This is a genomic window from Pseudomonas sp. P110(2024), from assembly GCF_057480795.1.
Genome location: NZ_JBLIYT010000003.1, coordinates 1 through 25414, shown reverse-complemented (window position 1 = coordinate 25414; position 25414 = coordinate 1). Strand labels below are relative to the sequence as shown.

Sequence of the window (25414 nt, the reverse complement as noted above, 5' to 3'; positions counted from 1 at the left end):
CGCGATGCGTTCTACAACATCTTCTCCAGCCCGACCGCCTTGCTGATCCAGGCGTTGAAGCGTCGCCATATCCCTCCGGGCTCGGTCACCAGCATATGCCCCTGGCCATTGTCCTCGGTCGCCCAGGCCAGTTTCCCGTCCACCAGCTTCACCTCGTAGCTCAGCGCGGGCGCCATGCCCTGCACGGCCAGATCGCGGGTGTATTCGGCCAGCTCCGGGCTGTCCACCAGCACCCCGACTTCGGTGTTCCACAGCACCGAGCGTGGGTCGAAGTTGAACGAACCGATGAAGGTCTTGCGGCGGTCGAACACCATGGCCTTGCTGTGCAGGCTGGAATCGGAGCTGCCATGCAAGCCCAGGCGCGGCCGTGGGGCGCCGGGCTGGCGGCGCAGCTCGTACAGTTGCACGCCATGTTCGAGCAGGGCGCGACGGTAGGGCGCGTAGCCACCGTGCACGGCCGGTACGTCGGTGGCTTCAAGGGAGTTGGTCAGCAGCTTGACCGAGGTGCCGGCGTCGGCGCGGCTGGTCAGGTACAGCAGCCCCGGTTCGCCGGGCACGAAATAGGCCGAGACCAGGATCAGCTCCTTGTGCACGCCGTTCAGCTCCGGGGCCAGCTGCCGGCTCATCAGCAATCGGGGATCTGGTTCGTTGTCCGCAAGCACCTTGCTCGGTGCATCCCACAAGGCCTGGCTGTGGGCCCAGATCAGTTCGTTGCGCCACACGTCCAGGCGCGGCTGCGACTGATAGGCCATCAGGCGGTCGTACAGTGCCTTGCGCTTGATTCGTGCCTCGGCCAGCGATACTTCCAGGCGCTGGCGGCTGGCGAACAGGTCGTCGGCATCAGGCTGGCGCCAGAGGAAATCGCCGATGGGGCGGCTCAGGGCGCTGTTCCAGTACTGGTCGAAGCTGTGGCCGAGCTGCTCGGCCACCGGGCCCACGCCCAGCAGGTCGATGTCGGTGAAGTTGAGGTTGGGCTCGGCGTCGAAGTACTCGTCGCCCAGGTTACGACCGCCGACGATGGCCATGCTGTTGTCCACCAGGAACAGCTTGTTGTGCATCCGCCGGTGCTGGCGCGACAGGTTGAACAGCCGCCCCACGGCGCGGGTAGCCCCAGTGCTGCGGCCCAGGTGCAATGGGTTGAACACGCGGATGTGAATGTTCGGATGGGCGGCGAGGGTACCCATCAGGTTGTCCAGGCCGTCGCTGGTGGTGTCGTCCAGCAGTATGCGCACGCGCACGCCGCGGTCGGCGGCGCGCAGCAGTTCGTGGACCAGGGCGCGGGTGCTGAGGCCGTCGTGGACGATGTAGTACTGCAGGTCGATGCTTGTCCGGGCGTTGCGGATCAGTTCGGCGCGGGCGCGGAACGCTTCGTTGCTGTTGGGCAGCAGGCGAAAGCCCGAACGCCCCTCGTAGGGGGCGGCCTGGCGCTGTACCGAGCGGCCGAACGCCGAATCGCCGGCCGGCAGGGCCTGGCTGACTTCACGGGGCGTACCGACGCTGGCACAGCCCGTCAGGCCGAGCTGCAGCACCAACAGCAGAGGCAAAGCTCGCTGGAGTCTCAAGGGTGGATCGTCCTGTGCAGCAAGGGCTTATGGGGTTGGACAATGCCAGGCGGCGCAACGTTACCCGTCGCCGTGCTCGGCCTCCAGTAGACGAAGGGCGGTTTCACCGACCTTGCGCACGGCGGCTTCAATCTGCGCCGTGGGTCGGGCGGCGAAGTTCATGCGCAGGCAGTTCCGGTACTTGCCCGAGGCCGAGAAGATGCTGCCTACGGCAATCTGCACACCCTGCTCCAGTAAAGCGCGGTTCAGGCGCAGCGTATCGAAACTTTCCGGCAATTCAACCCACAGCATGAAGCCACCTTGCGGGCGGCTGGCGCGGGTGCCCGGGGGAAAGTAGCGGGTCACCCAGTCGCACATCTGGTCGCGGCCGCGCTGGTACTGGCTGCGCATGCGTCGCAGGTGTGGCTGGTAGTGGCCTTCGGCGATGAAGTCGGCAATCGCCAGCTGCGGCTGGCAGGCGGTGCTGCCGGTGCTGATGTACTTCATGTGCAGCACCCGCTCCAGGTAGCGCCCGGGGGCTACCCAGCCGACCCGCAGGCCCGGGGCCAGGGTCTTGGAGAACGAACTGCAGAGCAGCACGCGGCCATCGTCGTCGAACGACTTGATCGTGCGCGGGCGTGGGTAGGTGTACGCCAGATCGCCATACACATCGTCTTCGAGGATCGCCACGTCATAGCGCTGGGCGAGGGTCAGCAGGGCCTTCTTGCGCGCTTCGGGCATGATGTAGCCCATCGGGTTGTTGCAGCTGGGGGTGATCTGGATGAGCTTGATCGGCCACTGTTCAAGGGCCAGTTCCAGGGCCTCCAGGCTGATGCCGGTGATTGGGTCGGTGGGGATCTCCAGGGCTTTCATGCCTAGGCCCTTCAACGTCTGCATGGCGCCGTGGAAGCTGGGCGAATCGACCGCGACGATGTCGCCGGGCTGGCACACCGCGCGAATGCTGCACGACAGTGCTTCGTGGCAGCCGGTGGTCACCACCAGGTCGGCCGGGCCCAGGCGGCAGCCGGAGTCGAGCATCAGGCGGGCGATCTGCTCGCGCAGCTGGGCGTTGCCGTGGATGTTGTCGTAGTACAGGCCGGGCATGTCCATGCGCCGGCTGATCTGCGCCAGGCTGCGCAGCAGTGGCTTGAGCGTGGGACTGTCGACGTCGGGCATGCCGCGACCGAGCTGGATCACGTCCGGGCGCGGGGTGGCGCGGACCAGCTCCAACACCTGTTCCCACTGGGAGATATCCACAGGCCGCTGGGCGGGGCGGCTGATGTCGGGCAGGGCGGGGAGCTGGCGATCCTCGGCGACGAAATAGCCGGACTTGGGCCGAGGCGATACCAGGCCGTTGTCCTCCAGCAGGCGGTAGGCCTGCTGTACGGTGCTCAGGCTGACCCCGTGCTCGACGCTCAGGGCGCGCACCGAGGGCAGGCGCTGGCCGGGGCGGTAGAGGCCTTGCTCGATACGCGAGCCGAGCAGTTCGGCGAGGTTGAGGTAGAGCGTCACGGCATACTCCTACACATTTGCGGGTCGATGACCGATACAGATTGTTGGAAAATACTTCATTCAACTGACTTCTCGCCAATTCTGTATGGGAATAATAAGCCGCCGTTGAGTCTGTATTGTCGAGGGCACGAGGGTGCATGCTTTCTCCACGGTATCAACTGATGGGAGAACGCAGTGATGGGTGGCTTGAGCGATGTGCGCTTGCAACTGTTGCCTGGTGAACTCGAGGCCGGGCAGCGGCCCAAGGTCTTCAATGCGCCGGCCGGCCTGAGTCGTTGGGGCCTGATGCTGCATCGCTGGCGGACCCGCAGGGCGCTGCTGCAGTTGGATGATCGGCAGTTGCGCGATATCGGGCTGACCTGGGAGCAGGCGAGACGGGAAGGGCGCAAGCCCTTCTGGAAGGACTGAGCCGGATTGCTGATTACTGTTGAAATCGCTGGAGCCGCTTTGCGGCCCCAGCGCGACACAAGGCCGTTCCCACGGAGGGCCTGGTTCAGGCCGGTATCAGACCAGCTCCTTGAGCCGGTACCAGAGCATCCCCAGCGCCAGCAGCGGCGAGCGTAGCAGCTGGCCGCCGGGGAACGTGGTGTGCGGCACCTTGGCGAACAGATCGAAACGACCACCCTGCTGGCCGCTAATGGCCTCGCCGAGCAAGCGTCCGGCCAGGTGGGTGGCGTTGACCCCATGGCCGGAATAGGCCTGGGCGTAGTAGACGTTGGGCTGGCTGGCCAGACGGCCGATCTGTGGCAGGCGGTTGGCGCCGATGCCGATCATGCCGCCCCACTGGTAGTCGATGCGCACATCGGCCAACTGTGGGAACACCTTGAGCATCTTCGGCCGCATGTAGGCGGCGATGTCCTGCGGGTCGCGTCCGGAGTAGTGGCAGGCGCCGCCGAACAGCAGGCGCTGGTCGGCGGACAGGCGGTAGTAGTCCAGTGCCACGCGCTGGTCGCACACCGCCATGTTCTGCGGCAGCAACTGGCGGGCGCGTTCTTCACCCAAGGGTTCGGTGGCGATGATGTAGCTGCCGGCGGGTAGCACCTTGCCGCCCAGCTCGCGGTTGAGGTCGTTGTGGTAGGCGTTGCAGCACAGCACCAGGGTCTTGGCGCGCACCCGGCCCTGGGCGGTGTGTACCTTCACCTCGGGGCCATAGTCGATGCGTGTGACTTCAGACTGCTCGTACAGGCCGACACCCAGGCGGCTGGCCACTGCGGCTTCGCCGAGTGCCAGGTTGAGCGGGTGCAGGTGGCCCGAACCCATGTCGACCAGGCCGCCGACATAGCGGCCCGAACCCACCACCGAGTGCATGTCGCCGGGCTGTACCAGTCGCAGTTCGTGGCGATAGCCCAGGTTGCGCAGCTCCTCGGCGTCTTCGGCGAAGCCCTCCAGTTCGGCGGGCTTGTTGGCCAGGTCGCAGTAGCCCCAGGTCAAATCGCAGTCGATGCCATGGTGCTCGACGCGGTCGCGGACGATCTCCACGGCCTCCAGGCCCATGAGCTTCATGCTGCGAACCCCTTCTTCACCGATCACCGGGAGAAACTGCTCCAGGCCGTGGCCGACGCCGCGGATAAGCTGGCCGCCGTTGCGGCCGCTGGCGCCCCAGCCGAGCTTGCGTGCCTCCAGGAGGATCACCGACAAGCCGCGCTCGGCCAGTTCGATGGCGGTGTTCAGGCCTGAATAGCCACCGCCGACGATGCACACGTCGGCGCTGTGTTCGCCTTGCAGGAACGGATGGTCAGGGTGGGGCGCGCTGCTGGCGGCGTAGTAGGAGGCGGCGTGCTGCGCGCTGTGGACCATGGGGCGATTCCTGGGTTGAGACGAAAGGGGGAGGATAGGCAACTGCCCAATCGCGGGGCAAGTCGCATCGGCGCACCGCGACTGGGCTTATAATTCAACCTCATTCATCGCACTGTCCTTGGTCATGTCCTGCAACCGCCACAAGATCCACTTCCTGCGCGAACTCATTCCCTCGTTCGAGTGCGAGCCCGGCTGCCATGACTGCTGCGGCCCGGTCACCACGTCCGCCGAGGAAATGGCCCGTCTGCCGCGCAAGACCCAGGCCGAGCAGGACGCCGCCCTGGAGCGGCTGGACTGCGTGCACCTGGGCCCGAACGGCTGTACGGTCTATGCAGAGCGCCCGATGATCTGCCGCCTGTTCGGTACCACCCCGCGCCTGGCCTGCCCCCGTGGCCGAGGACCGGCGCAACCCATCGAGCCTGCGGCCGAGCAACTGGTCCACCAGTTCATCGCCACGACCCGTCAGGTGCTGGTCTGAGACCTCAGTCCGGGATCGGCAGGCACAGGCTCTCTTTCACCTCTTCCATCACGATGTAACTCTTCGACTCGCGCACATGGGGCAGTTTGAGCAGGATGTCGCCGAGCAGCTTGCGGTACGAGGCCATCTCCGAGATCCGCGCCTTCACCAGGTAGTCGAAGTCGCCCGACACCAGGTGGCACTCCAGCACGTGCGGCAGCTTGAGCACGGCGCGGCGGAATTCCTCGAAGGTGTCGCCGGACTTATAGTCCAGGCTGATCTCGACGAACACCAGCAGGCTGCCCTTCAGGTGCTGCGGATTGAGCCGGGCGTTGTAGCCCATGATGATCCCCTCGCGCTCCAGGCGCCGCACGCGTTCGGTGCAGGGGGTGGTGGACAGTCCGACCTTTTCGCCCAGTTCGGTGAAGGAAATACGCCCGTCATTCTGCAGGATCCGCAGGATGTTGCGGTCGATCTTGTCCAGTTCACGTTTGCTCTGGTGCTGGGTTCTCATAGGGGATGCCCCTCCGTGAAAGGCGATTTTGCCGAGAATTCTCGCCAAATATAGCTGCTTATATAGTGAATAGCACTGGTCGGAGATTCATATACTGCGCGCATCCATGCCATTTCAACAAAAGACTGCGGCGAGCCGCGTGCGAGGGATACAACAATGCGAGTTCTGGTACTTGGTAGCGGTGTGATCGGTACCGCCAGTGCCTACTATCTGGCCCGGCAAGGTTTCGAGGTCACGGTGGTCGATCGCCAGCCGGCGGTGGCCATGGAAACCAGTTTCGCCAACGCAGGCCAGATCTCGCCCGGCTATGCCTCGCCCTGGGCCGCCCCGGGCGTGCCGCTCAAGGCCATCAAGTGGCTGCTGGAGCGCCACGCGCCCCTGGCCATCAAGCTGACCGGCGACGTCGACCAGTACCTGTGGATGGCGCAGATGCTGCGCAACTGCACCGCCAGCCGCTACGCGGTGAACAAGGAGCGCATGGTGCGCCTGTCCGAGTACAGCCGCGACTGCCTCGACGAGCTGCGCGCTGAGACCGGCATCGCCTACGAAAACCGCAGCCTGGGCACCACCCAGCTGTTCCGCACCCAGGCCCAGGTGGACGCCGCGGCCAAGGATATCGCCGTGCTGGAACAGTCCGGCGTTCCCTACGAGCTGCTCGACCGCGACGGCATCGCCCGTGTCGAGCCGGCCCTGGCCGGGGTGAAGGACATCCTCGCCGGTGCCCTGCGCCTGCCCAACGACCAGACCGGCGATTGCCAGCTGTTCACCACCAAGCTCGCCGAAATGGCCATCAAGCTGGGCGTCGAGTTCCGTTTTGGTCAGGATATCCAACGCCTGGACTTCGCCGGTGACCGCATCAACGGCGTATGGATCGACGGCAAGCTGGAAACCGCCGACCGCTACGTGCTGGCCCTGGGCAGCTATTCGCCGCAACTGCTCAAACCACTGGGCATCAAGGCCCCGGTCTATCCGCTCAAGGGCTACTCGCTGACCGTGCCGATCACCAATGGCGACATGGCGCCGACTTCGACCATCCTGGACGAGACCTACAAGGTCGCCATAACCCGTTTCGACAACCGCATCCGCGTTGGCGGCATGGCCGAGATTGCCGGTTTTGACCTGTCGCTGAACCCGCGTCGACGCGAAACGCTGGAGATGATCGTCAACGACCTTTATCCTCGCGGCGGCGACCTGAGCCAGGCGAGCTTCTGGACCGGCCTGCGCCCGGCCACCCCGGACGGTACCCCGATCGTCGGGGCGACCAAGTTCCGTAACCTGTTCCTCAACACCGGTCACGGCACCCTGGGCTGGACCATGGCCTGCGGTTCCGGTCGCCTGCTGGCAGACCTGATCGCGCGCAAGAAGCCGCAGATCAGTGCCGAAGGCCTGGACATCTCGCGTTATGGCAACAGCCGCGAGATCGCCAAGCACGGGCAGCCGGCGCCTGCGCATCAGTAAGCATTGATACTGCTGGCCTTATCGCGGGGCAAGCCTGCTCCCACGAACACCGTAGAGTCTGGTGGGAGCGGGCTTGTCCCGCGATAAGGCCGAAAACCGATTGACCCGTTCCCTCACCCCGGCGCGGTGGGTACCTACCCCCATCTGCCGTGTCGGGGCTTTATCGATAACCAGAATTGCCAGAAGGCTGCCGCCATGCGTCCCGCCCGTGCCCTGATCGACCTCCAAGCCCTCCGTCACAACTACCGCCTGGCCCGTGAGCTGACCGGCGCCAAGGCCCTGGCAGTGGTCAAGGCCGACGCCTACGGTCATGGCGCTGTGCGTTGCGCCCTGGCGCTCGAGCCCGAGGCCGACGGTTTTGCCGTGGCCTGCATCGAGGAGGCCTTGGAGCTGCGCGCGGCGGGCATCAAGGCGCCGGTGCTGCTGCTCGAAGGTTTCTTCGAGGCCAGCGAGCTGGCGCTGATCGCCGAGCATGACCTGTGGTGCGTGGTGCATTCGCTGTGGCAGCTGGAAGCGATCGAGCAGACTTCGGTGCGCAAGCCGCTGACCATCTGGCTGAAGATGGACACCGGCATGCACCGCGTCGGCGTGCACCCCAAGGATTATCACGACGCCTACCAGCGCCTGCTGGCCAGCGGCATGGTGTCGCGTATCGTGCTGATGAGCCACTTCGCCCGCGCCGACGAACTCGATGCCGCCGCCACCGAGCAACAGGTCGCCGTGTTCGAGGCCGCGCGCCAGGGCCTGGCCGCCGAGTGCAGCCTGCGCAACTCCCCGGCGGTGCTGGGCTGGCCGCGCATCAAGAGCGACTGGGTGCGCCCGGGCATCATGCTCTATGGCGCCACGCCGTTCGAGGTGGCGCAGGCCGAAGCGGCCCGCCTGCAACCGGTGATGACCCTGCAATCGCGGATCATCAGCGTGCGCGAGCTGCCGGCCGGCGAGCCGGTGGGCTACGGCGCCAAATTCGTCAGCCCGCGCCCGACCCGCGTGGGCGTGGTCGCCATGGGCTATGCCGACGGCTACCCACGCCAGGCGCCCACCGGCACCCCGGTGGTGGTGGCCGGCAAGCGCACCCAGCTGATCGGCCGGGTGTCGATGGACATGCTCTGCGTCGACCTCACCGAGGTGCCCGAGGCCACTGTCGGCAGCCCGGTGGAGCTATGGGGCAAGCAAGTCCTGGCCAGTGACGTGGCGCTGCAGGCCGGGACCATTCCGTACCAGATCTTCTGCAATCTCAAACGCGTGCCACTGGACTATATCGGCGAATAAGACGCTGAAGCGGACAGGCTGCGGGGCTGTGTGTTGTAAATACTGAACGGCATTGCCATCATATCGTTCACACTACCCCCATCTCGACCGATTCAGGAGGCTCCAGCTTTGGACGTCGGTGAACGACTGCAAGCCATCCGCAAGCTCAAGGGCCTGTCCCAGCGCGAACTCGCCAAGCGCGCGGGGGTGACCAACAGCACCATCTCGATGATCGAGAAGAACAGCGTCAGCCCGTCGATCAGCTCCCTGCGCAAGGTGCTCAGCGGCATCCCCATGTCCATGGTCGAGTTCTTCTCGGTGGAGCTGGCGCCTGAGAGCCCGACCCAGATCGTCTACAAGGCCCACGAGCTGATCGACATCTCCGATGGCGCGGTGACCATGAAGCTGGTCGGCAAGTCGCATCCCAACCGGGCCATCGCCTTCCTCACCGAGGTCTACCCGCCGGGTGCCGACACCGGCGCGGAAATGCTCACCCACGACGGCGAAGAGACCGGCATCCTGCTCGAAGGCCGCCTGGAACTGGTGGTCGGCACTGAAATATTCATTCTCGAGGCCGGCGACAGCTACTACTTCGAAAGCACCCGTCCGCACCGCTTTCGCAACCCGTTCGAGGAGCCGGCGCGGCTGATCAGTGCGGCGACCCCGTCGAACTTTTGATCCAGCGCAGTGCATTGATTCGCCAATACCCTTTCCCTCAGTGTGGTCGTTTCACGCCTTCCGGGTTCCCGCTATACTTTTCAACGCTCGCAATTCCGTGGCCGCGGGCGTGATTAGCCACCATGAGGGTGTTCGCGTGAACCAAATCAAGAAGATGCTGGCCGTACCAGCAGCCGTATTCGCCCTTTGGGCAATGAGCGCAACCGCTGCAACCAACGACGACATCGCCAAGCGCCTCGAGCCGGTTGGCCAGGTGTGCGTCCAGGGCCAGGAATGCAAGGGCATGGAAGTGGCCGCCACTGCCGGCGGGGGCGGTGCCAAGACCCCGGACGAGATCATCGCCAAGCACTGCAACGCCTGCCATGGCACTGGCCTGCTGAACGCGCCGAAAATTGGCGACACGGCGGCCTGGAAAGAACGCGCCGACCACCAGGGCGGCCTCGATGGCATCCTGGCCAAGGCCATCACCGGCATCAACGCCATGCCACCGAAAGGGACGTGCGCCGATTGCTCGGATGAAGACCTGAAAGGTGCGATCAAGAAGATGTCGGGGCTGTGAACCTGATCTGATTCGAGTAAAGCCCGCCATTGATGGCGGGCTTTTGTTTTTTCGGACTCTGATGGCCCTATTGCGGTGCCGGAACAGGCAACCAACCCGCTGCGACTTGTGTCCAACCCCTGAACCCAAGGATGACTCAGGAGGCCCAGATGTATCGCTGCTCCATCGACCAGGCTGTCGAACAAGCCCTGGCCCGCCTGCCCAGCCATATCCACATGGGCCTGCCGCTTGGCCTGGGCAAACCCAATGCCTTCGTCAACGCGTTGTATGCGCGAGTTCGCGATCTCCCCGAGCGCCGGCTGACGATCTACACCGCCCTATCCCTTGGTCGTCCCGCGCTGGGCGATGGTTTGCAGCGTCGTTTCCTCGAGCCCTTCGTCGAGCGGGTGTTCGCCGACTATGAAGAACTCACCTACCTGGCCGACCTGCGTGCCGACCGACTCCCGGCAAACATACGCGTCGAGCAGTTCTTCATGCAGCCCGGCAGCCTGTTGCACAGCGACGCGGCGCAGCAGGATTACGTCAGCAGCAACTACAGCCACGCGGCCCGCGACATCAACGCCAAAGGCCTGAACCTGGTCGCGCAACTGGTGGCGGCCACGCCTGAAAGGCCCGACCACCTAAGTCTGGCATGCAATCCCGACATCACCCTCGACCTGCTGCCGATGATCACCCGGCGTCGCGCCGCTGGCGAGACCATTCTGGTGCTGGGTCAAGTCCACGACGAACTGCCCTACATGCCCGGGGACGCGGAGCTGGAACTGACGCAGTTCGACCTGCTGATCGACCAGCCCGAGCGACGCCGGCTGTTCTCCACCCCGAACATGCCGGTGAACACCCAGGACCATTGCATCGGCCTGCATGCCAGCGCCTTGGTACGCGACGGCGGCACCCTGCAGATCGGCATCGGCGCCATGGGTGATGCGATCACCGCGGCGCTGCTGGCGCGCCAGGGCGACAACGAGGGCTATCGTGCGCTGCTCGATGAGCTGGATATCGGACCATGGCAGGCGCTGATCGAGCGGGAAGGGGGGCTGGATACCTTCGCCCAGGGGCTGTACGGCTGCAGCGAGATGTTCGTCAATGGCCTGCTGGCACTGGCCGACGCCGGGGTGGTGCGCCGTCCTGCCGACGAGCAGGGGGTGCTGATCCATGGCGGGTTCTTCCTTGGGCCTCGGGCGTTCTACCAGCGCCTGCGCGAGATGCCGTTGCAACAGCGCGCACGTTTCGCCATGAGCGCCATCAGCTTCATCAACGAGCTCTACGGCCAGGAGGCGCGCAAGCGTCGCCAGCGTCGGGATGCGCGCTTCGTCAACACGGTGTTCGGCATGACCCTGCTCGGCGCGGGGGTTGCCGACCAGCTCGAGGATGGCCGGGTACTCAGCGGCGTGGGCGGGCAATACAACTTCGTCGCTCAGGGGCACGCGCTGGAGGGCGGTCGCTCGATCCTGTTGCTGCGCAGCTGGCGTGAGGCCGGTGGCGAAGTGACCTCGAACCTTTACTGGACCTACGGCCATTGCACCATCCCCCGGCACCTGCGGGACATCGTGATCACCGAGTACGGCATTGCCGACCTGCGCGGGCAGACCGACAGCGAAGTCATTGCGCGGTTGCTGGCGATCAGTGACTCACGTTTTCAGCGCGAGCTGATGGAGCAGGCCAAGGCGGCGGGCAAGCTGGCCAAGGACTTCGAGCTGGAGGCGCGGTTCATGAACAATACGCCTGAGCGGCTTGAGACTATTCGGGCGCGGCATGCACGGCTGTTCCCTGAGTATCCGCTGGGGACTGATTTCACGGCAGAGGAGCGGGATCTGTTGCGGGCGCTGAACTGGTTGAAGAGCAAGTTCAAGCTGAGCGAGGTTTTGGAGTTGGGCAAGGCGGCGTTGGATGCACCGGGGCCCGAGGGGTATGGAGCACAGTTGGCGCGGATGCGGCTGGATGACCCGCAGGGTTTGAAGGCGGAGTTGTATCAGCGGTTGCTGCTGGCGGCGCTTCAGGCGACGCGGCAATGATGCAGCGTGGGAGCGGGGCAAGCCCGCTCCCACGAGTCCATCACTCGATGAACGTGACTACGCCGCCTTCAAGCGACTTCACACGAGCCAGCGATTCGACGCGATAGCCTTGGCTGTCCAGTTCGGCACGGCCGCCCTGGAACGACTTCTCGATGACGATGCCCAGGCCTGCCACGGTGGCGCCGGCCTGCTTGATGATCGAGATCAGTGCCTGGGACGCCTTGCCGTTGGCCAGGAAGTCGTCGATCACCAGCACGCGGTCGCTGCTGTTGAGATGGCGCGGCGAGATGGCCACGGTGTTCTCGGTCTGCTTGGTGAAGGAGTACACCGAGGCAGTCAGCAGGTTCTCGGTCAGGGTCAGCGACTGGTGCTTGCGGGCGAAGATCACCGGTACGCCGAGCTTCAGGCCGGTCATCACCGCCGGGGCGATGCCGGAGGCTTCGATGGTGACGATCTTGGTCACGCCCGAATCGGCGAACAGGCGGGCGAACTCGTCACCGATCAGCTGCATCAGCGCAGGGTCGATCTGGTGGTTGAGAAACGCATCGACTTTGAGTACCTGGTCGGAAAGCACGATGCCTTCTTCGCGAATCTTCTGCTGCAGTGCTTCCACTGTGTGTCTCCGATGTAACAAAGGTGGCCGCACGAAGCGGCAAAGTTAAAGAGTAATGGTTGATCAGCGTTTGAGCATCGCCCGGATATCGGCCAGGGCGTTGTTGCCGCGCGCGGCTTTCACTTCCACGGGCGCATCGTCCAGGCCTTCCCAGGCCAGGTCGTCCGGCGGCAGTTCGTCGAGGAACCGGCTCGGGGTACAGTCGATGATTTCGCCGTACTGCTTGCGCTTGGCGGCGAAGGTGAAGGCCAGGGTCTGGCGCGCGCGGGTGATGCCCACGTAGGCCAGGCGGCGTTCCTCTTCGATGGTGTCGGCCTCGATGCTCGAGCGGTGGGGGAGGATCTCCTCCTCCATGCCCATGATGAACACGTAGGGGAACTCCAGGCCCTTGGAGGCGTGCAGGGTCATCATCTGCACGCCCTCGGCGTTCTCTTCCTCTTCCTGCTGGCGCTCGAGCATGTCGCGCAGCACCAGCTTGCCGATGGCGTCCTCGATGGTCATGTCACCCTCTTCGTCCTTCTCGAGGGTGTTCTTCAGCGCTTCGACGAGGAACCAGACGTTGCTGATGCGGAACTCCGCGGCCTTGTCGCTGGCGGTCTGCTGGCGGATCCAGTTCTCGTAATCGATGTCGCGGATCATCTCGTGCAGCGCGGCGATCGGGTCTTCCAGGGCGACTTTGTGGCGCACCCCGTCAAGCCAGTGCTTGAAGCGCTGCAGGCGCTCGGTGTAGCGGGCATCCAGGTGCTCGCCCAGGCCCAGCTCCTCGCTGGCGGCGTACATCGAGATGCCGCGTTCGGTGGCGTAGTTGCCGAGCTTTTCCAGGGTGGTCGAGCCGATCTCGCGGCGCGGCACGTTGATCACCCGCAGGTAGGCGTTGTCGTCGTCCGGGTTCACCAGCAGGCGCAGGTAGGCCATCAGGTCCTTGACCTCCTGGCGGCCGAAGAAGCTGTTGCCGCCGGACAGGCGGTACGGCACCTGGTGGTGCTGCAGCTTCAGTTCGATCAGCTTGGCCTGGTAGTTGCCCCGGTAGAGGATGGCGAAGTCGCTGTACGGGCGGTTGGTGCGCAGGTGCAGGGTGAGGATTTCCATGGCCACGCGTTCGGCCTCGGCTTCCTCGTTCTTGCAGCGGATCACGCGGATTTCGTCACCAACGCCCATCTCGCTCCACAGCTCTTTCTCGAAGGCGTGGGGGTTGTTGGCGATCAGCACGTTGGCGCAGCGCAGGATGCGGCTGGTGGATCGGTAGTTCTGCTCGAGCATGACGATCTTCAGGGAGGGATAGTCCTCCTTGAGCAGCATCAGGTTCTCGGGGCGGGCGCCACGCCAGGCGTAGATCGACTGGTCATCGTCGCCGACCACGGTGAACTGGTTGCGCATGCCGATCAGCATCTTCACCAGCAGGTACTGGCTGGCGTTGGTGTCCTGGTACTCGTCCACCAGCAGGTAGCGCACGCGGTTCTGCCAGCGTTCGAGCACGTCGGGGTGCTCCTGGAACAGCTTGACCGGTTGCAGGATCAGGTCGTCGAAATCCACCGCGTTGAACGCCTTGAGCGTGCGCTGGTAGTGGGTGTAGACGATGGCCGCGGTCTGCTCGCGCGGGTTGCGCGCCTTTTCCAGGGCCTCGGGCGGCAGAATCAGGTCGTTCTTCCAGGCACCGATCATGTTCTTGATCTCGTCGATGCCGTCGTCGCCGGAGTATTCCTTCTGCATGATGTCCGACAGCAACGCCTTGATGTCGGATTCGTCGAAGATCGAGAAGCCCGGCTTGTAGCCCAGGCGCTCGTGTTCCTTGCGAATGATGTTCAGGCCCAGGTTGTGGAAGGTGCACACCGTCAGGCCCCGGCCTTCTCCCGGACGCAGCAGGGTGCCGACCCGCTCCTTCATCTCGCGCGCGGCCTTGTTGGTGAAGGTCATCGCCACGATGTACTGGGCGCGGATGCCGCAGTTCTGGATGAGGTGGGCAATCTTGCGCGTGATCACGCTGGTCTTGCCGGAGCCTGCACCGGCGAGCACCAAAAGAGGGCCGCCGACGTAGTCTCGGGCTTCCTGTTGCCGGGGATTGAGTCGGGACATGCTAGAAACCGGGGGTAACCAGAAAATAGCCGCGCATTCTAGCAGGCATGGGGCTATTAATGCGCGACCGTCTGACGTTGTGATGGAGGGCGCGAATCGGATTTGCCGCATCTGCTACTTTCGCGCAGGATGCACGTCAGATTGCGTCGGGATGGCGGCCAGGGAAGGGCAACGACTAAAAGTGAAAATCATTTCCAATTAATCGGGTAGGATTGCCCGCGCTCGCCGTTCCACCGCCCATGTCTAAGGAGCCCGCTTGTCCACGCCTGTCGAACCCCTGCGTTTGCTGCTGTTGGCTGATGAGTCGGAATGGGCCGTGCACCTGCGCGAATGCCTGCAGCCGATGGGTGGCAGTGTCGTGCTGCTGACCGCGCCGACCTGGGCGGCGGTGGACAGCCTGTTCGCCAACGACCGCCAGGCCGTGGTGCTGGCCACGCCCGAGCTGCAGCCGGCCCCGGGGCGTTGCGAGCTGCCGACCATCCTGCTGCTGGAGCAGGAGCCGGCCAGCGCGCCGCTGGGTGTCAGCGACTGGCTGGTGCTGGCGCAGCTGACCACTGATACCCTGCGTCGCTCCCTGCGCCATGTGCGCGAGCGCGGTGTGCTGGTGGCCACCCTGCAGCGGCTGGCCGAACAGGATCCGCTGACCGGCATCGCCAACCGCCAGGGCTTCCAGGCCCTGCTGACCGCGCGCCTGGCCGAGAACGAAGGCCGCGGCCTGGCCCTCGGCCACCTCGACCTGGACAACTTCCGTCACGTCAACGATGCCCTCGGCCACCAGGGGGGGGACCGCCTGATCCTGCAGGTGGTCGCCCGGCTGAAGCACCAACTGGAGGCGAGCGATCAACTGGCGCGCCTGGGCAGCGACGAGTTTGCCCTGCTGATCGACACCCGGCGCGACCCCAACCGCGCCGAGTGGATGGCCGAGCGCATTACCGAGGCGCTGACCGAGCCCTACTGGATCGACGGCGAGAGCCTGCTGCTCGGCTGCAGCCTGGGGATCGCCCATGCCCGCGCCCAGGCCGGCGCCGACCCGCTGATGTGGCACGCGCATATCGCCATGCGCCAGGCCAAGAGCAGCCAGGGCTGCACCTTCCATGTGTTCAACGAGCGCATCAACCGCAACGCCCGCAGCCTGGCCGACCTCGAAAGCGAGCTGCGCCGCGCCCTGCGCCGCGACGAGTTGGAGCTGCACTACCAGCCGCGGCTCAACCTCGCCGATGGCTGCATCGTCGGGCTCGAGGCGCTGGTGCGCTGGAACCATCCCGAGCGCGGCCTGCTGGCGCCCAGCGAGTTCGTGCCGCTGGCCGAACAGAGCGGGTTGATCGTGCCGTTGGGCTACTGGGTGATCTCCCGGGCGTTGAGCGACATGCAGGCCCTGCGCGAGCGCGGCCTGGCGCCGCTGCACATGGCGGTGAACCTGAGCTTCCGCCAGTTTCAGGACAGCCAGTTGCTGGCCACTCTGAGCCGGCTGATCGTCGAGCACGGCGTCGATGCCCGCTGGCTGGAGTTCGAACTGACCGAGACCGCCGTGATGCGGCGCAACGAGCTGGTGCGCCAGACCATGGACGCCCTGGGGCGCCTGGGGGTGCGTTTCTCGCTGGATGACTTCGGGACCGGCTTCTCGTCGTTCGTGCACCTGAACAGCCTGCCGATCACGCTGCTCAAGGTCGATCGTAGCTTCGTCGGTGGCATGGAGCAGCGCGAGGAGAATGCCAAGCTGGTGCACGCGATGATCAACCTGGCGCACAACCTGAACCTGGAGGTGGTGGCCGAAGGGGTGGAGAGCGAGGAGCAGCTGGCGCTGCTGCGGGCATTCGGTTGCGACCAGGTGCAGGGCTTCCTGGTAAGCCGGCCGTTGCCGGTGGAGGCGTTGATCGAGTACCTGTTGCAGGTGCCGAGCCCGGGTCTGGTGCAGACCTTATAGCTCTCATGCAGCCTTGTGCCGCGAAAAGGGGCGCAAAGCGCCCCCGGCAATTTCAAGCCGTAAAGATGATCAACCGACCAACATGCGCCCGGTCTCTTCCAGGTTTTCATGCCAGCTCAAGGCTTCGCGCAGGATATGCGGGGTATGCCCGCCACGCTGGCAGGCGCGCTCGAAGTAATCGTTGAGCGCTGCGCGGTAGTCCGGGTGCACGCAGTTGTCGATGATCACCCGGGCACGCTCGCGCGGCGCCAGGCCGCGCAGGTCGGCCAGGCCCACCTCGGTCACCAGGATGTCCACGTCATGCTCGGTATGGTCGACGTGGCTGACCATCGGCACCACGCTGGAAATCGCGCCGCCCTTGGCGATCGACTTGGTGACGAAGATCGCCAGGTGCGCGTTGCGGGCGAAGTCGCCCGAGCCACCGATGCCGTTCATCATCTTGGTGCCGCAGACATGGGTGGAGTTGACGTTGCCGTAGATGTCGAACTCCAGCGCCGTGTTGATGCCGATGATCCCCAGGCGACGGACCACTTCCGGGTGGTTGGAGATTTCCTGCGGACGCAGCACCAGCTTGTCCTTGTAACGCTCCAGGTTACCGAACACGTCGGCGTTGCGGCGGCTCGACAGGGTGATCGAGCTGCCCGAGGCAAAGCTCAGCTTGCCGGCGTCAATCAGGTCGAAGGTCGAGTCCTGCAGCACTTCGGAGTACATGGTCAGGTTGTCGAACGGCGACTCGATCAGGCCGCACATCACCGCGTTGGCGATGCTGCCGATGCCGGCCTGCAGTGGGCCGAGGTTGTTGCTCATGCGCCCGGCGTCCACCTCGCCCTTGAGGAAGGCGATCAGGTGGTCGGCAATGCCCTGGGTCTCGTGGTCAGGCGGCAGCACGGTGGACGGCGAGTCCGGCTGATCACTGATGACGATGCCGACGATCTTGGCCGGGTCGATCGGGATCGCGGTGCTGCCGATGCGGTCGTCGACCTTCACTAGCGGGATCGGCGTGCGGGTCGGGCGGTAGGTCGGGATGTAGATGTCGTGCAGGCCTTCGAGGTTGGCATGGTGCGACAGGTTGATCTCGACGATGACCTGCTTGGCGAAGATCGCGAAGCTGGCCGAGTTGCCGACGGAGGTGGTCGGCACGATATGGCCTTGCTCGGTGATCGCCACCGCTTCGATGACCGCGATGTCCGGCAGGGTGAGCTGTTTGTTGCGCAGCTGCTCGACGGTTTCCGACAGGTGCTGGTCGATGAACATCACCTTGCCGTCGTTGATGGCCTTGCGCAGGGTGCTGTCGACCTGGAACGGCATGCGCCGGGCCAGCACGCCGGCCTCGGTCAGTTGCTTGTCCAGGTCGTTGCCCAGGCTGGCGCCGGTCATCAGGCTGATCTTCAGCGGCGACTGTTTTGCACGCTCGGCCAGTGCGTGGGGCACGGCCTTGGCTTCGCCGGCGCGGGTGAAACCGCTCATGCCGACGGTCATGCCGTCCTGGATCAGGCCAGCGGCGTCAGCCGCACTCATAACCTTGCTGTGCAGGGAGGACAAGCGGATACGATCACGGTACATGGATTGTTATCTCAGGCTACTGAAGCTACTGGAAGCGCAGTCTAGAGATTTCACCCGGAACCGTCCCGCGACCATGGTCGTAGGCGAACGCCGGAAGTAGAGCCGTTGATCTGGATCAAGCCAATGAAAAGGCCCCTGGGAATATCTCCCCAGGGGCCTTATGCACTTCTTATAGGTGCAAGGTCGGGTCAGTCCACGGCCTTGACCATGTCCTCGATGACTTTCTTGGCGTCACCGAACACCATCATGGTCTTGTCCAGGTAGAACAGTTCGTTGTCCAGGCCCGCGTAGCCGCTGGCCATTGAGCGCTTGTTGACGATGATGGTCTTGGCCTTGAAGGCCTCGAGGATCGGCATGCCGGCAATCGGCGACTTCGGATCGTTCTTCGCCGCCGGGTTGACCACGTCGTTGGCGCCCAGCACCAGTACCACGTCGGCCTGGCCGAACTCGGCGTTGATGTCTTCCATCTCGAACACCTGGTCGTACGGCACCTCGGCTTCGGCCAGCAGCACGTTCATGTGGCCTGGCATACGGCCTGCAACCGGGTGGATCGCGTATTTCACGGTCACGCCGTTGTGCACCAGCTTCTCGGTCAGTTCCTTGAGCGCGTGCTGGGCGCGCGCCACCGCCAGGCCGTAGCCGGGAACGATGATCACGCTGTCGGCGTTGCTCAGCAGGAAGGTGGCGTCGTCGGCCGAGCCGGACTTCACCGGGCGCTGCTCCTTCGAACCCTGCGCCGCGCCGATATCGGTATCGCCGCCGAAGCCGCCGAGGATGACGTTGAAGAACGAACGGTTCATCGCCTTGCACATGATGTACGAGAGGATCGCACCGCTGGAGCCCACCAGGGAGCCGGCGATGATCAGCATCGAGTTGTTCAGCGAGAAGCCGATACCCGCCGCCGCCCAGCCCGAATAGCTGTTGAGCATCGACACCACCACCGGCATGTCGGCGCCGCCGATCGGGATGATGATCAGCACGCCCATGACGAAGGCCAGGGCCAGCATCAGGGTGAACGCGCTGTAGTGGCCGGTGAAGGTGAACAGCAGTCCCAGGGCGATGGTCGCCAGGCCCAGGATCAGGTTCAGCTTGTGCTGGCCGGCGAACTGTACCGGTGCGCCCTGGAACAGGCGGAACTTGTACTTGCCCGACAGCTTGCCGAAGGCGATCACCGAGCCCGAGAAGGTAATCGCACCGATGGCCGCGCCGAGGAACAGCTCCAGGCGGTTGCCGGTGGGGATCGGGTCGCTGATGCTGGCGACGATGCCCATCGATTGCGGCTCGAGCACGGCGGCGATGGCGATGAACACCGCGGCCAGGCCGATCATGCTGTGCATGAAGGCGACCAGTTCGGGCATCTTGGTCATCTCGACGCGCTTGGCCATGATCGAGCCAGCGCTGCCGCCGACCAGCAGACCGACGATGACGTAACCGATGCCAGCGGTCGCCAGCTCCGCGCCAAGCTTGTAGATCAGGCCGACCGTGGTGAGGATGGCGATGCCCATGCCGATCATGCCGAACAGGTTGCCCCGGCGTGAGGTGGTCGGGTGCGAGAGGCCCTTGAGCGCCTGGATGAAGCAGACCGAGGCGACCAGGTACAGAAGCGTTACCAGATTCATGCTCATGCTTACTTCTGCCCCTCGTTCTTGGTTTTCTTCTTGAACATTTCCAGCATGCGGCGGGTGACCAGGAAGCCACCGAACACGTTGACCGCGGCTAGCGCGACGGCCAGGGTGCCCATGACCTTGCCGGCCGGGGTGACGGTCAGCGCGGCGGCCAGCATGGCGCCGACGATGACGATCGCGGAAATGGCGTTGGTGACCGCCATCAGCGGCGTGTGCAGGGCCGGGGTGACGTTCCACACCACGTGGTAGCCCACGTAGATGGCCAGCACGAAGATGATCAGGTTGTAGATGCCGTGGGAAATCAGCATGTCTTCCATTGTCGTGCTCCTCAGCCGTTCTTGCGCACGACCTGGCCGTCGCGGCACATCAGGCACGCGGCGACGATGTCGTCTTCGAGGTTGATGACCAGGTTGCCGTCCTTGTCGAACAGCAGCTTCATGAAGTCCAGCAGGTTGCGCGCGTACAGCGCCGAGGCATCGGCGCCGACCTGGGCCGGCAGGTTGGTCGGGCCGACGAGGGTCACGCCGTTGTGCATGACGACCTGATCGGCCACGGTCAGCGGACAGTTGCCACCCTGGGCCGCGGCGAGGTCGATGACCACCGAGCCGGGTTTCATCTGCGCCACGGTCTCGGCGCTGAGCAGGGTCGGCGCCTTGCGCCCGGGAATCAGCGCGGTGGTGATGACGATATCGGCCTGCTTGGCGCGTTCGTGCACGGCCTGGGCCTGGCGCTGCATCCAGCTGGCCGGCATCGGTCGGGCATAGCCGCCGACGCCTTCGGCGCATTCGCGTTCTTCATCGGTCTCGTAGGGCACGTCGATGAACTTGGCCCCCAGCGACTCGATCTGCTCCTTCACCGCCGGGCGCACGTCCGACGCTTCGATCACCGCGCCCAGGCGCTTGGCCGTCGCGATCGCCTGCAGGCCGGCGACGCCGGCGCCGAGGATCAGCACGCGGGCGGCTTTCACCGTGCCGGCGGCGGTCATCAGCATGGGCATGAAGCGTGGGTAGTGGTGGGCCGCCAGCAGCACGGCCTTGTAGCCGGCGATGTTGGCCTGGGACGACAGCACGTCGAGGCTCTGGGCCCGCGAGGTGCGCGGCGCGGCTTCCAGGGCGAAGGCGGTGATGCCGCGTTCGGCCATCTTGCCGATCAGTTCGTTGTTGAAGGGGTTGAGCATGCCCGCCAGCAGGCTGCCGCTGTTGATCAGCGCCAGTTCCTGGTCATTGGGCGCGACCACCTTGAGCACCAGCTGCGCGCCAAAGGCGTCAGTGGCTTCGCCCAGGGTGGCGCCCACGGCTTCATAGGCACTGTCCGGAATGCTGGCGTTGAGCCCTGCCCCCCGTTGCACGGTGACCTGATGGCCCTGGCCTACCAGTTTCTTGATGGTTTCCGGGGTCGCGGCGACCCTTGTCTCACCCGTCTGCGTCTCGAGAGGAACACCAATGTGCACGACTATGTCTCCTGCGGTGACCTTTATTGTCTTTATGGAAACCAGCGCACTTCGGGTGGTGCGGCTGGGCGGCCGTAGAGCACGACTCCGCCTGGTTCGAGGCGGGAGAGGCATTTTGCAGACGAACCCAGGGGCCTTCAACAGGTTCTGAAGCGAAACGAACTTAAAACTACAAGTCACCCTGTGACCGTATGTCGCAACGATTCCGATCCAGCCCGTCAAGTACGCGCTATTCGCAGCTTAGGGGAAAAAAAGAAAAAATTTCGGCCGTTTTCGTTCACGGCGTTGTGAATGTCGCAAAATAAGCCGCAAACCCGCGTAGTCACTAGGGTTGCTACGGTTTTTCCGCTCTACGGAACAGATTACGAATTTGCGACAAATCCATATATCTGTAGGTGTTAAAAATAATTGACTACGGAGTCAATTATTTGGTTTTTGCCTTCAGTTGGCGGCGGTGTACTGCTGTGCCTGCACCACCAGCCAGTCGCGAAACGCCCGCAGCGAAGCGGATTCCACCTTTCGCTCGGGGATCATCAGATGGTAGGCCTTGTCGCTGGAGAGGGCATGCCAGTTAGCGACCAGCAGTCGGCCTTCTTGCAACTCGCGCTGGATCAGGAAGGGTGGGATCAGCGCAATGCCCATGTCGTGCATGGCGGCCTGGGCCAGCATGGAGAACAGTTCGTAGCGCGGGCCGGTCATGTCGCGTTCGACGCTCAGGCCCAGGCCGTCGAACCACTGCCGCCAGGCATAGGGGCGCGTGGTCTGCTGCAGCAGGGGCAACTCGGCGATGCGCCGGGCGTCGAGGCTGGCTTGCCCTTCCAGCAGCGCGGGGCTGCACACCGGCATGGGGTTCTCGCCCATCAGGCGGTGGGACTGGGTGCCGGACCAGTCGGCGTCGCCGAAGTAGATGGCGGCGTCGAAGGGCGTGTCGGCGAACAGGAAGGGGCGGGTGCGGTTGGTCAGGTTGACCGTGACCTCGGGGTGGCGCTGCTGGAAGTCCTTCAGGCGCGGTAGCAGCCATTGCGTGCCGAAGGTCGGCACCACCGCTAATTCGATCACGTTGGCGCCTTGCTGGCGCATCACCGAAAGCGTGTCGCGCTCCACCGCATCAAGCTGCGCAGCCACCTGGCGGCTGTAGGAGAGCCCGGCCTCGGTCAGCTTCACGCCCCGTCGCGAGCGACGGAACAGTTCCACGTTAAGGAAGGCCTCAAGGCCACCAATCTGCCGACAGACGGCGCCCTGGGTCAGGGCCAGCTCCTGGGCGGCCTTGGTAAAACTCTCGTGACGCGCGGCTGCCTCGAAACATACCAATGCGGTGGTGCTGGGGATCTTGCGGCGCATGTACGTCAACCTCACTTGTCTGGCTTTGAACAGGGCATTTCGGTGATTACGAAGTGAGAAAATATCACTAAACCGTGCGCAATCCTCGTTTGTACCGCGGGCCGATCAGGCCTAGGATCAATCCAGCACAACAATTCGTTCCCATCTTTCGAGGAATCCGCACATGGCTGGCAAGGCAAGCTTCAACTGGATCGACCCGCTGCTGCTGGATCAGCAGCTCACTGAAGAAGAGCGCATGGTTCGCGACAGCGCCTATCAGTTCGCCCAGGACAAGCTGGCACCCCGTGTGCTGGAGGCGTTCCGCCACGAGCAGACAGACCCGGCGATCTTCCGCGAGATGGGTGAAGTCGGTCTGCTCGGCGCGACCATCCCTGAACAGTACGGCGGCAGCGGCCTGAACTACGTGTGCTACGGCCTGATCGCCCGCGAGGTGGAACGCATCGACTCTGGCTACCGCTCGATGATGAGCGTGCAGTCGTCACTGGTGATGGTGCCGATCAACGAGTTCGGCACCGAGGCGCAGAAGCAGAAGTACCTGCCGAAACTGGCCAGTGGCGAGTGGATCGGCTGCTTCGGCCTGACCGAGCCCAACCATGGTTCCGACCCGGGCTCGATGATCACCCGCGCCCGCAAGGTCGACGGTGGCTATCGCCTGACCGGCAGCAAGATGTGGATCACCAACAGCCCGATCGCCGATGTATTCGTGGTCTGGGCCAAGGACGATGCCGGCGATATCCGCGGCTTCGTGCTGGAGAAAGGTTGGGACGGCCTCAGCGCCCCGGCCATCCACGGCAAGGTTGGCCTGCGCGCTTCGATCACCGGCGAGATCGTCATGGACAACGTGTTCGTGCCGGAGGAGAACATCTTCCCGGACGTGCGTGGCCTCAAGGGCCCGTTCACCTGCCTGAACTCTGCCCGCTATGGCATCTCCTGGGGCGCCCTGGGCGCCGCCGAGGCCTGCTGGCACACCGCGCGCCAGTACACCCTGGACCGCCAGCAGTTCGGCCGCCCACTGGCTGCCAACCAGCTGATCCAGAAGAAACTGGCCGACATGCAGACCGAGATCACCCTGGCCCTGCAAGGCTGCCTGCGCCTGGGGCGGATGAAGGATGAAGGTACCGCGGCGGTCGAGATCACCTCGATCATGAAGCGCAACTCCTGCGGCAAGGCCCTGGACATCGCCCGTTTGGCCCGCGACATGCTGGGCGGCAATGGCATCTCCGACGAGTTCGGCGTGGCCCGCCACCTGGTCAACCTCGAGGTGGTCAACACCTATGAAGGGACCCATGACGTGCACGCGCTGATCCTCGGGCGCGCGCAGACCGGCATCCAGGCGTTCTATTAATAGAGGACCAGGCCATGGGCGCGCTTTCCCATCTGCGGGTGCTGGATCTTTCCCGGGTGCTGGCCGGCCCTTGGTCCGGCCAGATCCTGGCTGACCTTGGCGCCGATGTGATCAAGGTCGAGCGTCCGGGAGCGGGTGACGACACCCGTTCCTGGGGGCCGCCTTTCCTGCGCGATGTTCAGGGCGAGAACACCAGCGAGGCGGCCTACTACCTGTCGGCCAACCGCAACAAGCGCTCGGTGACCATCGACTTTACCCAGCCGGAAGGCCAGCGTCTGGTGCGCGAGCTGGCGGCGAAGTCGGATATCGTCATCGAGAACTTCAAGGTTGGCGGGCTGGCGGCCTATGGGCTGGACTATCAAAGCCTGAAGGCGGTCAATCCGACGCTCATATACTGCTCGATCACCGGCTTCGGCCAGACCGGGCCATATGCCAAGCGTGCCGGCTACGACTTCATGATCCAGGGGCTGGGTGGGCTGATGAGCCTGACCGGTCGCCCGGAGGGGGAGGAGGGGGCCGGGCCGATGAAGGTCGGGGTGGCGCTGACCGACATCCTCACCGGGCTGTATTCCACCGTGGCGATCTTGGCGGCCCTGGCGCATCGTGACCAGTCTGGTATCGGCCAGCACATCGACATGGCGCTGCTGGATGTACAGGTGGCCTGCCTGGCCAACCAGGCAATGAACTACCTCACCACGGGTACTGCGCCTCGTCGGCTGGGCAATGCGCACCCGAATATCGTGCCATACCAGGATTTCCCGACGGCCGATGGCAACTTCATTCTTACCGTGGGCAATGACGGGCAGTTCCGCAAGTTCGCGGAAGTGGCCGGGCAGGCGCACTGGGCGGATGACCCACGCTTCGCCACCAATAAACAGCGGGTGGCCAATCGCGCCGAGCTGATTCCGCTGATTCGCCAGGCCACGGTGTTCAAGACCACGGCCGAGTGGGTGAGCGAGCTGGAGAAGGCAGGCGTGCCGTGCGGACCGATCAACGATCTGGCGCAGATGTTCCAGGATCCGCAGGTGCTGGCCCGTGGGTTGGCAGTGGATGTTCCTCATCCGTTGGCGGGGAGCGTGCCGCAGGTGGCCAGCCCGATCCGGTTGTCGGAGACGCCGGTGGAGTATCGGCAGGCGCCACCGTTGCTGGGGGAGCATACCGAGGCGGTGCTTGGCGATGTGCTGGGGTTGGATGGGGAGGCGGTGCAGCGACTCCGGGCTGCCGGGGTGCTGTGACGCGCTACCTATATAGTAAGGGGCAGGGAGGCCGATAGGCCTCCCTGCTTTTGTTTTGGGGCTGCTTATATAGGTACCAGGGCTTCTGACGCGATCTTTTTGATTTTTATGAAATTAACGGTTGACGCCCTGTCAGATCCCCTTATAATGCGCCCCACTTCCAGCGACATCGGGACGAAAAACTCCTTGAATATCAAAGAGTTGATTGTTGAAGAGGGTGGCGGAGGTGCTTCGGTATAACGATCGGCAGCGGTGAAAAAGGCAGTTGACAGCAGGTTGTAACGCTGTATGATTCGCCTCCCGCTACGAGAGATCGCAGCGAGTCAAGTGTTTGAAGTGAAACGAGTTCTTCGTTAAAAACCTCAAAATAAACGCTTGACAGCAAATGAGGAAAGCGTATAATGCGCGCCTCGGTTGAGACGAAACGCTCTCAGCCAAACGCTCTTTAACAAATTGAATCAAGCAATTC

Annotated in this window: 21 protein-coding genes; 10 read left to right on the top strand and 11 right to left on the bottom strand. The window is 64.2% G+C overall.

All coding sequences use genetic code 11. The annotated features are described in order from the left end of the window. Positions 1–11: 11 nt before the first annotated feature. Together AC25ND_RS05220 and AC25ND_RS05215 are read right to left on the bottom strand one after the other, a co-directional pair. Positions 12–1562, bottom strand: coding sequence for a phospholipase D family protein (locus tag AC25ND_RS05220; protein WP_028689928.1), 1551 nt, complete (start codon positions 1560–1562; stop codon positions 12–14). 60 nt (positions 1563–1622) lie between these two features. Further along, the gene (locus AC25ND_RS05215) at positions 1623–3053 is read right to left on the bottom strand and encodes an aminotransferase-like domain-containing protein (protein ID WP_028689927.1); all 1431 of its coding nucleotides are present in this window, start codon (positions 3051–3053) and stop codon (positions 1623–1625) included. A 177-nt stretch (positions 3054–3230) separates the two neighbouring features. Between AC25ND_RS05215 and AC25ND_RS05210 the strand changes: the two genes are divergently transcribed. Next, entirely contained in the window at positions 3231–3461 is a 231-nt protein-coding gene (locus tag AC25ND_RS05210) for a DUF1127 domain-containing protein (RefSeq protein WP_028689926.1), read from the top strand. A gap of 96 nt (positions 3462–3557) precedes the next feature. Here the strand turns inward: AC25ND_RS05210 and AC25ND_RS05205 are convergent, their stop codons facing one another. After that, positions 3558–4850: an NAD(P)/FAD-dependent oxidoreductase gene (locus AC25ND_RS05205; protein ID WP_028689925.1), complete on the bottom strand. Its 1293-nt coding sequence runs from the start codon at positions 4848–4850 to the stop codon at positions 3558–3560. A 124-nt stretch (positions 4851–4974) separates the two neighbouring features. Between AC25ND_RS05205 and AC25ND_RS05200 the strand changes: the two genes are divergently transcribed. Continuing rightward, positions 4975–5328 (top strand): YkgJ family cysteine cluster protein, encoded by a 354-nt coding sequence (locus tag AC25ND_RS05200; RefSeq protein WP_050707514.1) that lies wholly within the window; start codon positions 4975–4977, stop codon positions 5326–5328. Between the two features lie 4 nt (positions 5329–5332). Here AC25ND_RS05200 and dadR read toward each other — a convergent pair whose 3' ends face one another. Continuing rightward, positions 5333–5821 (bottom strand): transcriptional regulator DadR, encoded by a 489-nt coding sequence (gene dadR, locus AC25ND_RS05195; RefSeq protein WP_003258963.1) that lies wholly within the window; start codon positions 5819–5821, stop codon positions 5333–5335. A 156-nt stretch (positions 5822–5977) separates the two neighbouring features. Here dadR and dadA point away from each other — a divergent pair, with 156 nt between their 5' ends. From dadA to AC25ND_RS05170, 5 genes are all read left to right on the top strand, one after another. Beyond that, a complete protein-coding gene (gene dadA, locus AC25ND_RS05190) occupies positions 5978–7279 on the top strand; it encodes a D-amino acid dehydrogenase (protein WP_028689923.1) in 1302 nt (433 codons plus the stop codon). A gap of 195 nt (positions 7280–7474) precedes the next feature. Next, complete coding sequence (alr, locus tag AC25ND_RS05185; RefSeq protein WP_182323993.1) at positions 7475–8548, top strand: alanine racemase; 1074 nt, start codon at positions 7475–7477, stop codon at positions 8546–8548. Positions 8549–8656: 108 nt separating this feature from the next. Then, entirely contained in the window at positions 8657–9205 is a 549-nt protein-coding gene (locus tag AC25ND_RS05180; protein WP_023629132.1) for a cupin domain-containing protein, read from the top strand. 154 nt (positions 9206–9359) lie between these two features. Continuing rightward, the gene (locus tag AC25ND_RS05175) at positions 9360–9764 is read left to right on the top strand and encodes a c-type cytochrome (RefSeq protein WP_036985953.1); all 405 of its coding nucleotides are present in this window, start codon (positions 9360–9362) and stop codon (positions 9762–9764) included. A 149-nt stretch (positions 9765–9913) separates the two neighbouring features. After that, positions 9914–11776 (top strand): acetyl-CoA hydrolase/transferase C-terminal domain-containing protein, encoded by a 1863-nt coding sequence (locus tag AC25ND_RS05170; protein WP_186595085.1) that lies wholly within the window; start codon positions 9914–9916, stop codon positions 11774–11776. Positions 11777–11816: 40 nt separating this feature from the next. Here AC25ND_RS05170 and AC25ND_RS05165 read toward each other — a convergent pair whose 3' ends face one another. Together AC25ND_RS05165 and rep are read right to left on the bottom strand one after the other, a co-directional pair. Further along, positions 11817–12389, bottom strand: a complete 573-nt coding sequence (locus tag AC25ND_RS05165) for a xanthine phosphoribosyltransferase (protein ID WP_011536381.1) — start codon at positions 12387–12389, stop codon at positions 11817–11819. Between the two features lie 63 nt (positions 12390–12452). After that, positions 12453–14462 carry a DNA helicase Rep gene (rep, locus tag AC25ND_RS05160; RefSeq protein ID WP_028689918.1) on the bottom strand — a complete coding sequence of 670 codons (2010 nt, stop codon included), beginning with the start codon at positions 14460–14462 and terminating at the stop codon, positions 12453–12455. Positions 14463–14718: 256 nt separating this feature from the next. Between rep and AC25ND_RS05155 the strand changes: the two genes are divergently transcribed. Beyond that, on the top strand, positions 14719–16386 hold the full coding sequence (locus AC25ND_RS05155; RefSeq protein ID WP_088851567.1) for a putative bifunctional diguanylate cyclase/phosphodiesterase: 1668 nt from the start codon (positions 14719–14721) through the stop codon (positions 16384–16386). 69 nt (positions 16387–16455) lie between these two features. Here AC25ND_RS05155 and scpC read toward each other — a convergent pair whose 3' ends face one another. The 5 genes from scpC to AC25ND_RS05130 all read right to left on the bottom strand — a co-directional run bounded on the left by scpC (position 16456) and on the right by AC25ND_RS05130 (position 22365). Continuing rightward, complete coding sequence (gene scpC / locus AC25ND_RS05150; protein ID WP_028689916.1) at positions 16456–17949, bottom strand: succinyl-CoA:acetate CoA-transferase ScpC; 1494 nt, start codon at positions 17947–17949, stop codon at positions 16456–16458. Between the two features lie 188 nt (positions 17950–18137). Further along, entirely contained in the window at positions 18138–19574 is a 1437-nt protein-coding gene (locus tag AC25ND_RS05145) for an NAD(P)(+) transhydrogenase (Re/Si-specific) subunit beta (protein WP_028689915.1), read from the bottom strand. Between the two features lie 2 nt (positions 19575–19576). Further along, positions 19577–19891 carry an NAD(P) transhydrogenase subunit alpha part 2 gene (locus tag AC25ND_RS05140; protein ID WP_023631272.1) on the bottom strand — a complete coding sequence of 105 codons (315 nt, stop codon included), beginning with the start codon at positions 19889–19891 and terminating at the stop codon, positions 19577–19579. 11 nt (positions 19892–19902) lie between these two features. Further along, the gene (locus tag AC25ND_RS05135) at positions 19903–21024 is read right to left on the bottom strand and encodes a Re/Si-specific NAD(P)(+) transhydrogenase subunit alpha (protein ID WP_186595083.1); all 1122 of its coding nucleotides are present in this window, start codon (positions 21022–21024) and stop codon (positions 19903–19905) included. 441 nt (positions 21025–21465) lie between these two features. Further along, positions 21466–22365: a LysR family transcriptional regulator gene (locus AC25ND_RS05130; protein ID WP_186595074.1), complete on the bottom strand. Its 900-nt coding sequence runs from the start codon at positions 22363–22365 to the stop codon at positions 21466–21468. Between the two features lie 163 nt (positions 22366–22528). Here AC25ND_RS05130 and AC25ND_RS05125 point away from each other — a divergent pair, with 163 nt between their 5' ends. Together AC25ND_RS05125 and AC25ND_RS05120 are read left to right on the top strand one after the other, a co-directional pair. Continuing rightward, positions 22529–23710, top strand: coding sequence for an acyl-CoA dehydrogenase (locus tag AC25ND_RS05125; protein WP_028689912.1), 1182 nt, complete (start codon positions 22529–22531; stop codon positions 23708–23710). Positions 23711–23724: 14 nt separating this feature from the next. After that, positions 23725–24945 carry a CaiB/BaiF CoA transferase family protein gene (locus AC25ND_RS05120; RefSeq protein WP_028689911.1) on the top strand — a complete coding sequence of 407 codons (1221 nt, stop codon included), beginning with the start codon at positions 23725–23727 and terminating at the stop codon, positions 24943–24945. Positions 24946–25414 lie beyond the last annotated feature (469 nt).

Excerpts from the sequence above, each read along its gene's own strand:
- AC25ND_RS05210 (WP_028689926.1), top strand. The coding sequence starts at position 3,231 with ATGGGTGGCTTGAGCGATGTGCGCTTGCAACTGTTGCCTGGTGAACTC.
- AC25ND_RS05205 (WP_028689925.1), bottom strand. The coding sequence starts at position 4,850 with ATGGTCCACAGCGCGCAGCACGCCGCCTCCTACTACGCCGCCAGCAGC.
- AC25ND_RS05200 (WP_050707514.1), top strand. The coding sequence starts at position 4,975 with ATGTCCTGCAACCGCCACAAGATCCACTTCCTGCGCGAACTCATTCCC.
- dadR (WP_003258963.1), bottom strand. The coding sequence starts at position 5,821 with ATGAGAACCCAGCACCAGAGCAAACGTGAACTGGACAAGATCGACCGC.
- dadA (WP_028689923.1), top strand. The coding sequence starts at position 5,978 with ATGCGAGTTCTGGTACTTGGTAGCGGTGTGATCGGTACCGCCAGTGCC.
- alr (WP_182323993.1), top strand. The coding sequence starts at position 7,475 with ATGCGTCCCGCCCGTGCCCTGATCGACCTCCAAGCCCTCCGTCACAAC.
- AC25ND_RS05175 (WP_036985953.1), top strand. The coding sequence starts at position 9,360 with ATGCTGGCCGTACCAGCAGCCGTATTCGCCCTTTGGGCAATGAGCGCA.
- AC25ND_RS05170 (WP_186595085.1), top strand. The coding sequence starts at position 9,914 with ATGTATCGCTGCTCCATCGACCAGGCTGTCGAACAAGCCCTGGCCCGC.
- rep (WP_028689918.1), bottom strand. The coding sequence starts at position 14,462 with ATGTCCCGACTCAATCCCCGGCAACAGGAAGCCCGAGACTACGTCGGC.
- scpC (WP_028689916.1), bottom strand. The coding sequence starts at position 17,949 with ATGTACCGTGATCGTATCCGCTTGTCCTCCCTGCACAGCAAGGTTATG.
- AC25ND_RS05145 (WP_028689915.1), bottom strand. The coding sequence starts at position 19,574 with ATGAGCATGAATCTGGTAACGCTTCTGTACCTGGTCGCCTCGGTCTGC.
- AC25ND_RS05140 (WP_023631272.1), bottom strand. The coding sequence starts at position 19,891 with ATGGAAGACATGCTGATTTCCCACGGCATCTACAACCTGATCATCTTC.
- AC25ND_RS05130 (WP_186595074.1), bottom strand. The coding sequence starts at position 22,365 with ATGCGCCGCAAGATCCCCAGCACCACCGCATTGGTATGTTTCGAGGCA.
- AC25ND_RS05125 (WP_028689912.1), top strand. The coding sequence starts at position 22,529 with ATGGCTGGCAAGGCAAGCTTCAACTGGATCGACCCGCTGCTGCTGGAT.
- AC25ND_RS05120 (WP_028689911.1), top strand. The coding sequence starts at position 23,725 with ATGGGCGCGCTTTCCCATCTGCGGGTGCTGGATCTTTCCCGGGTGCTG.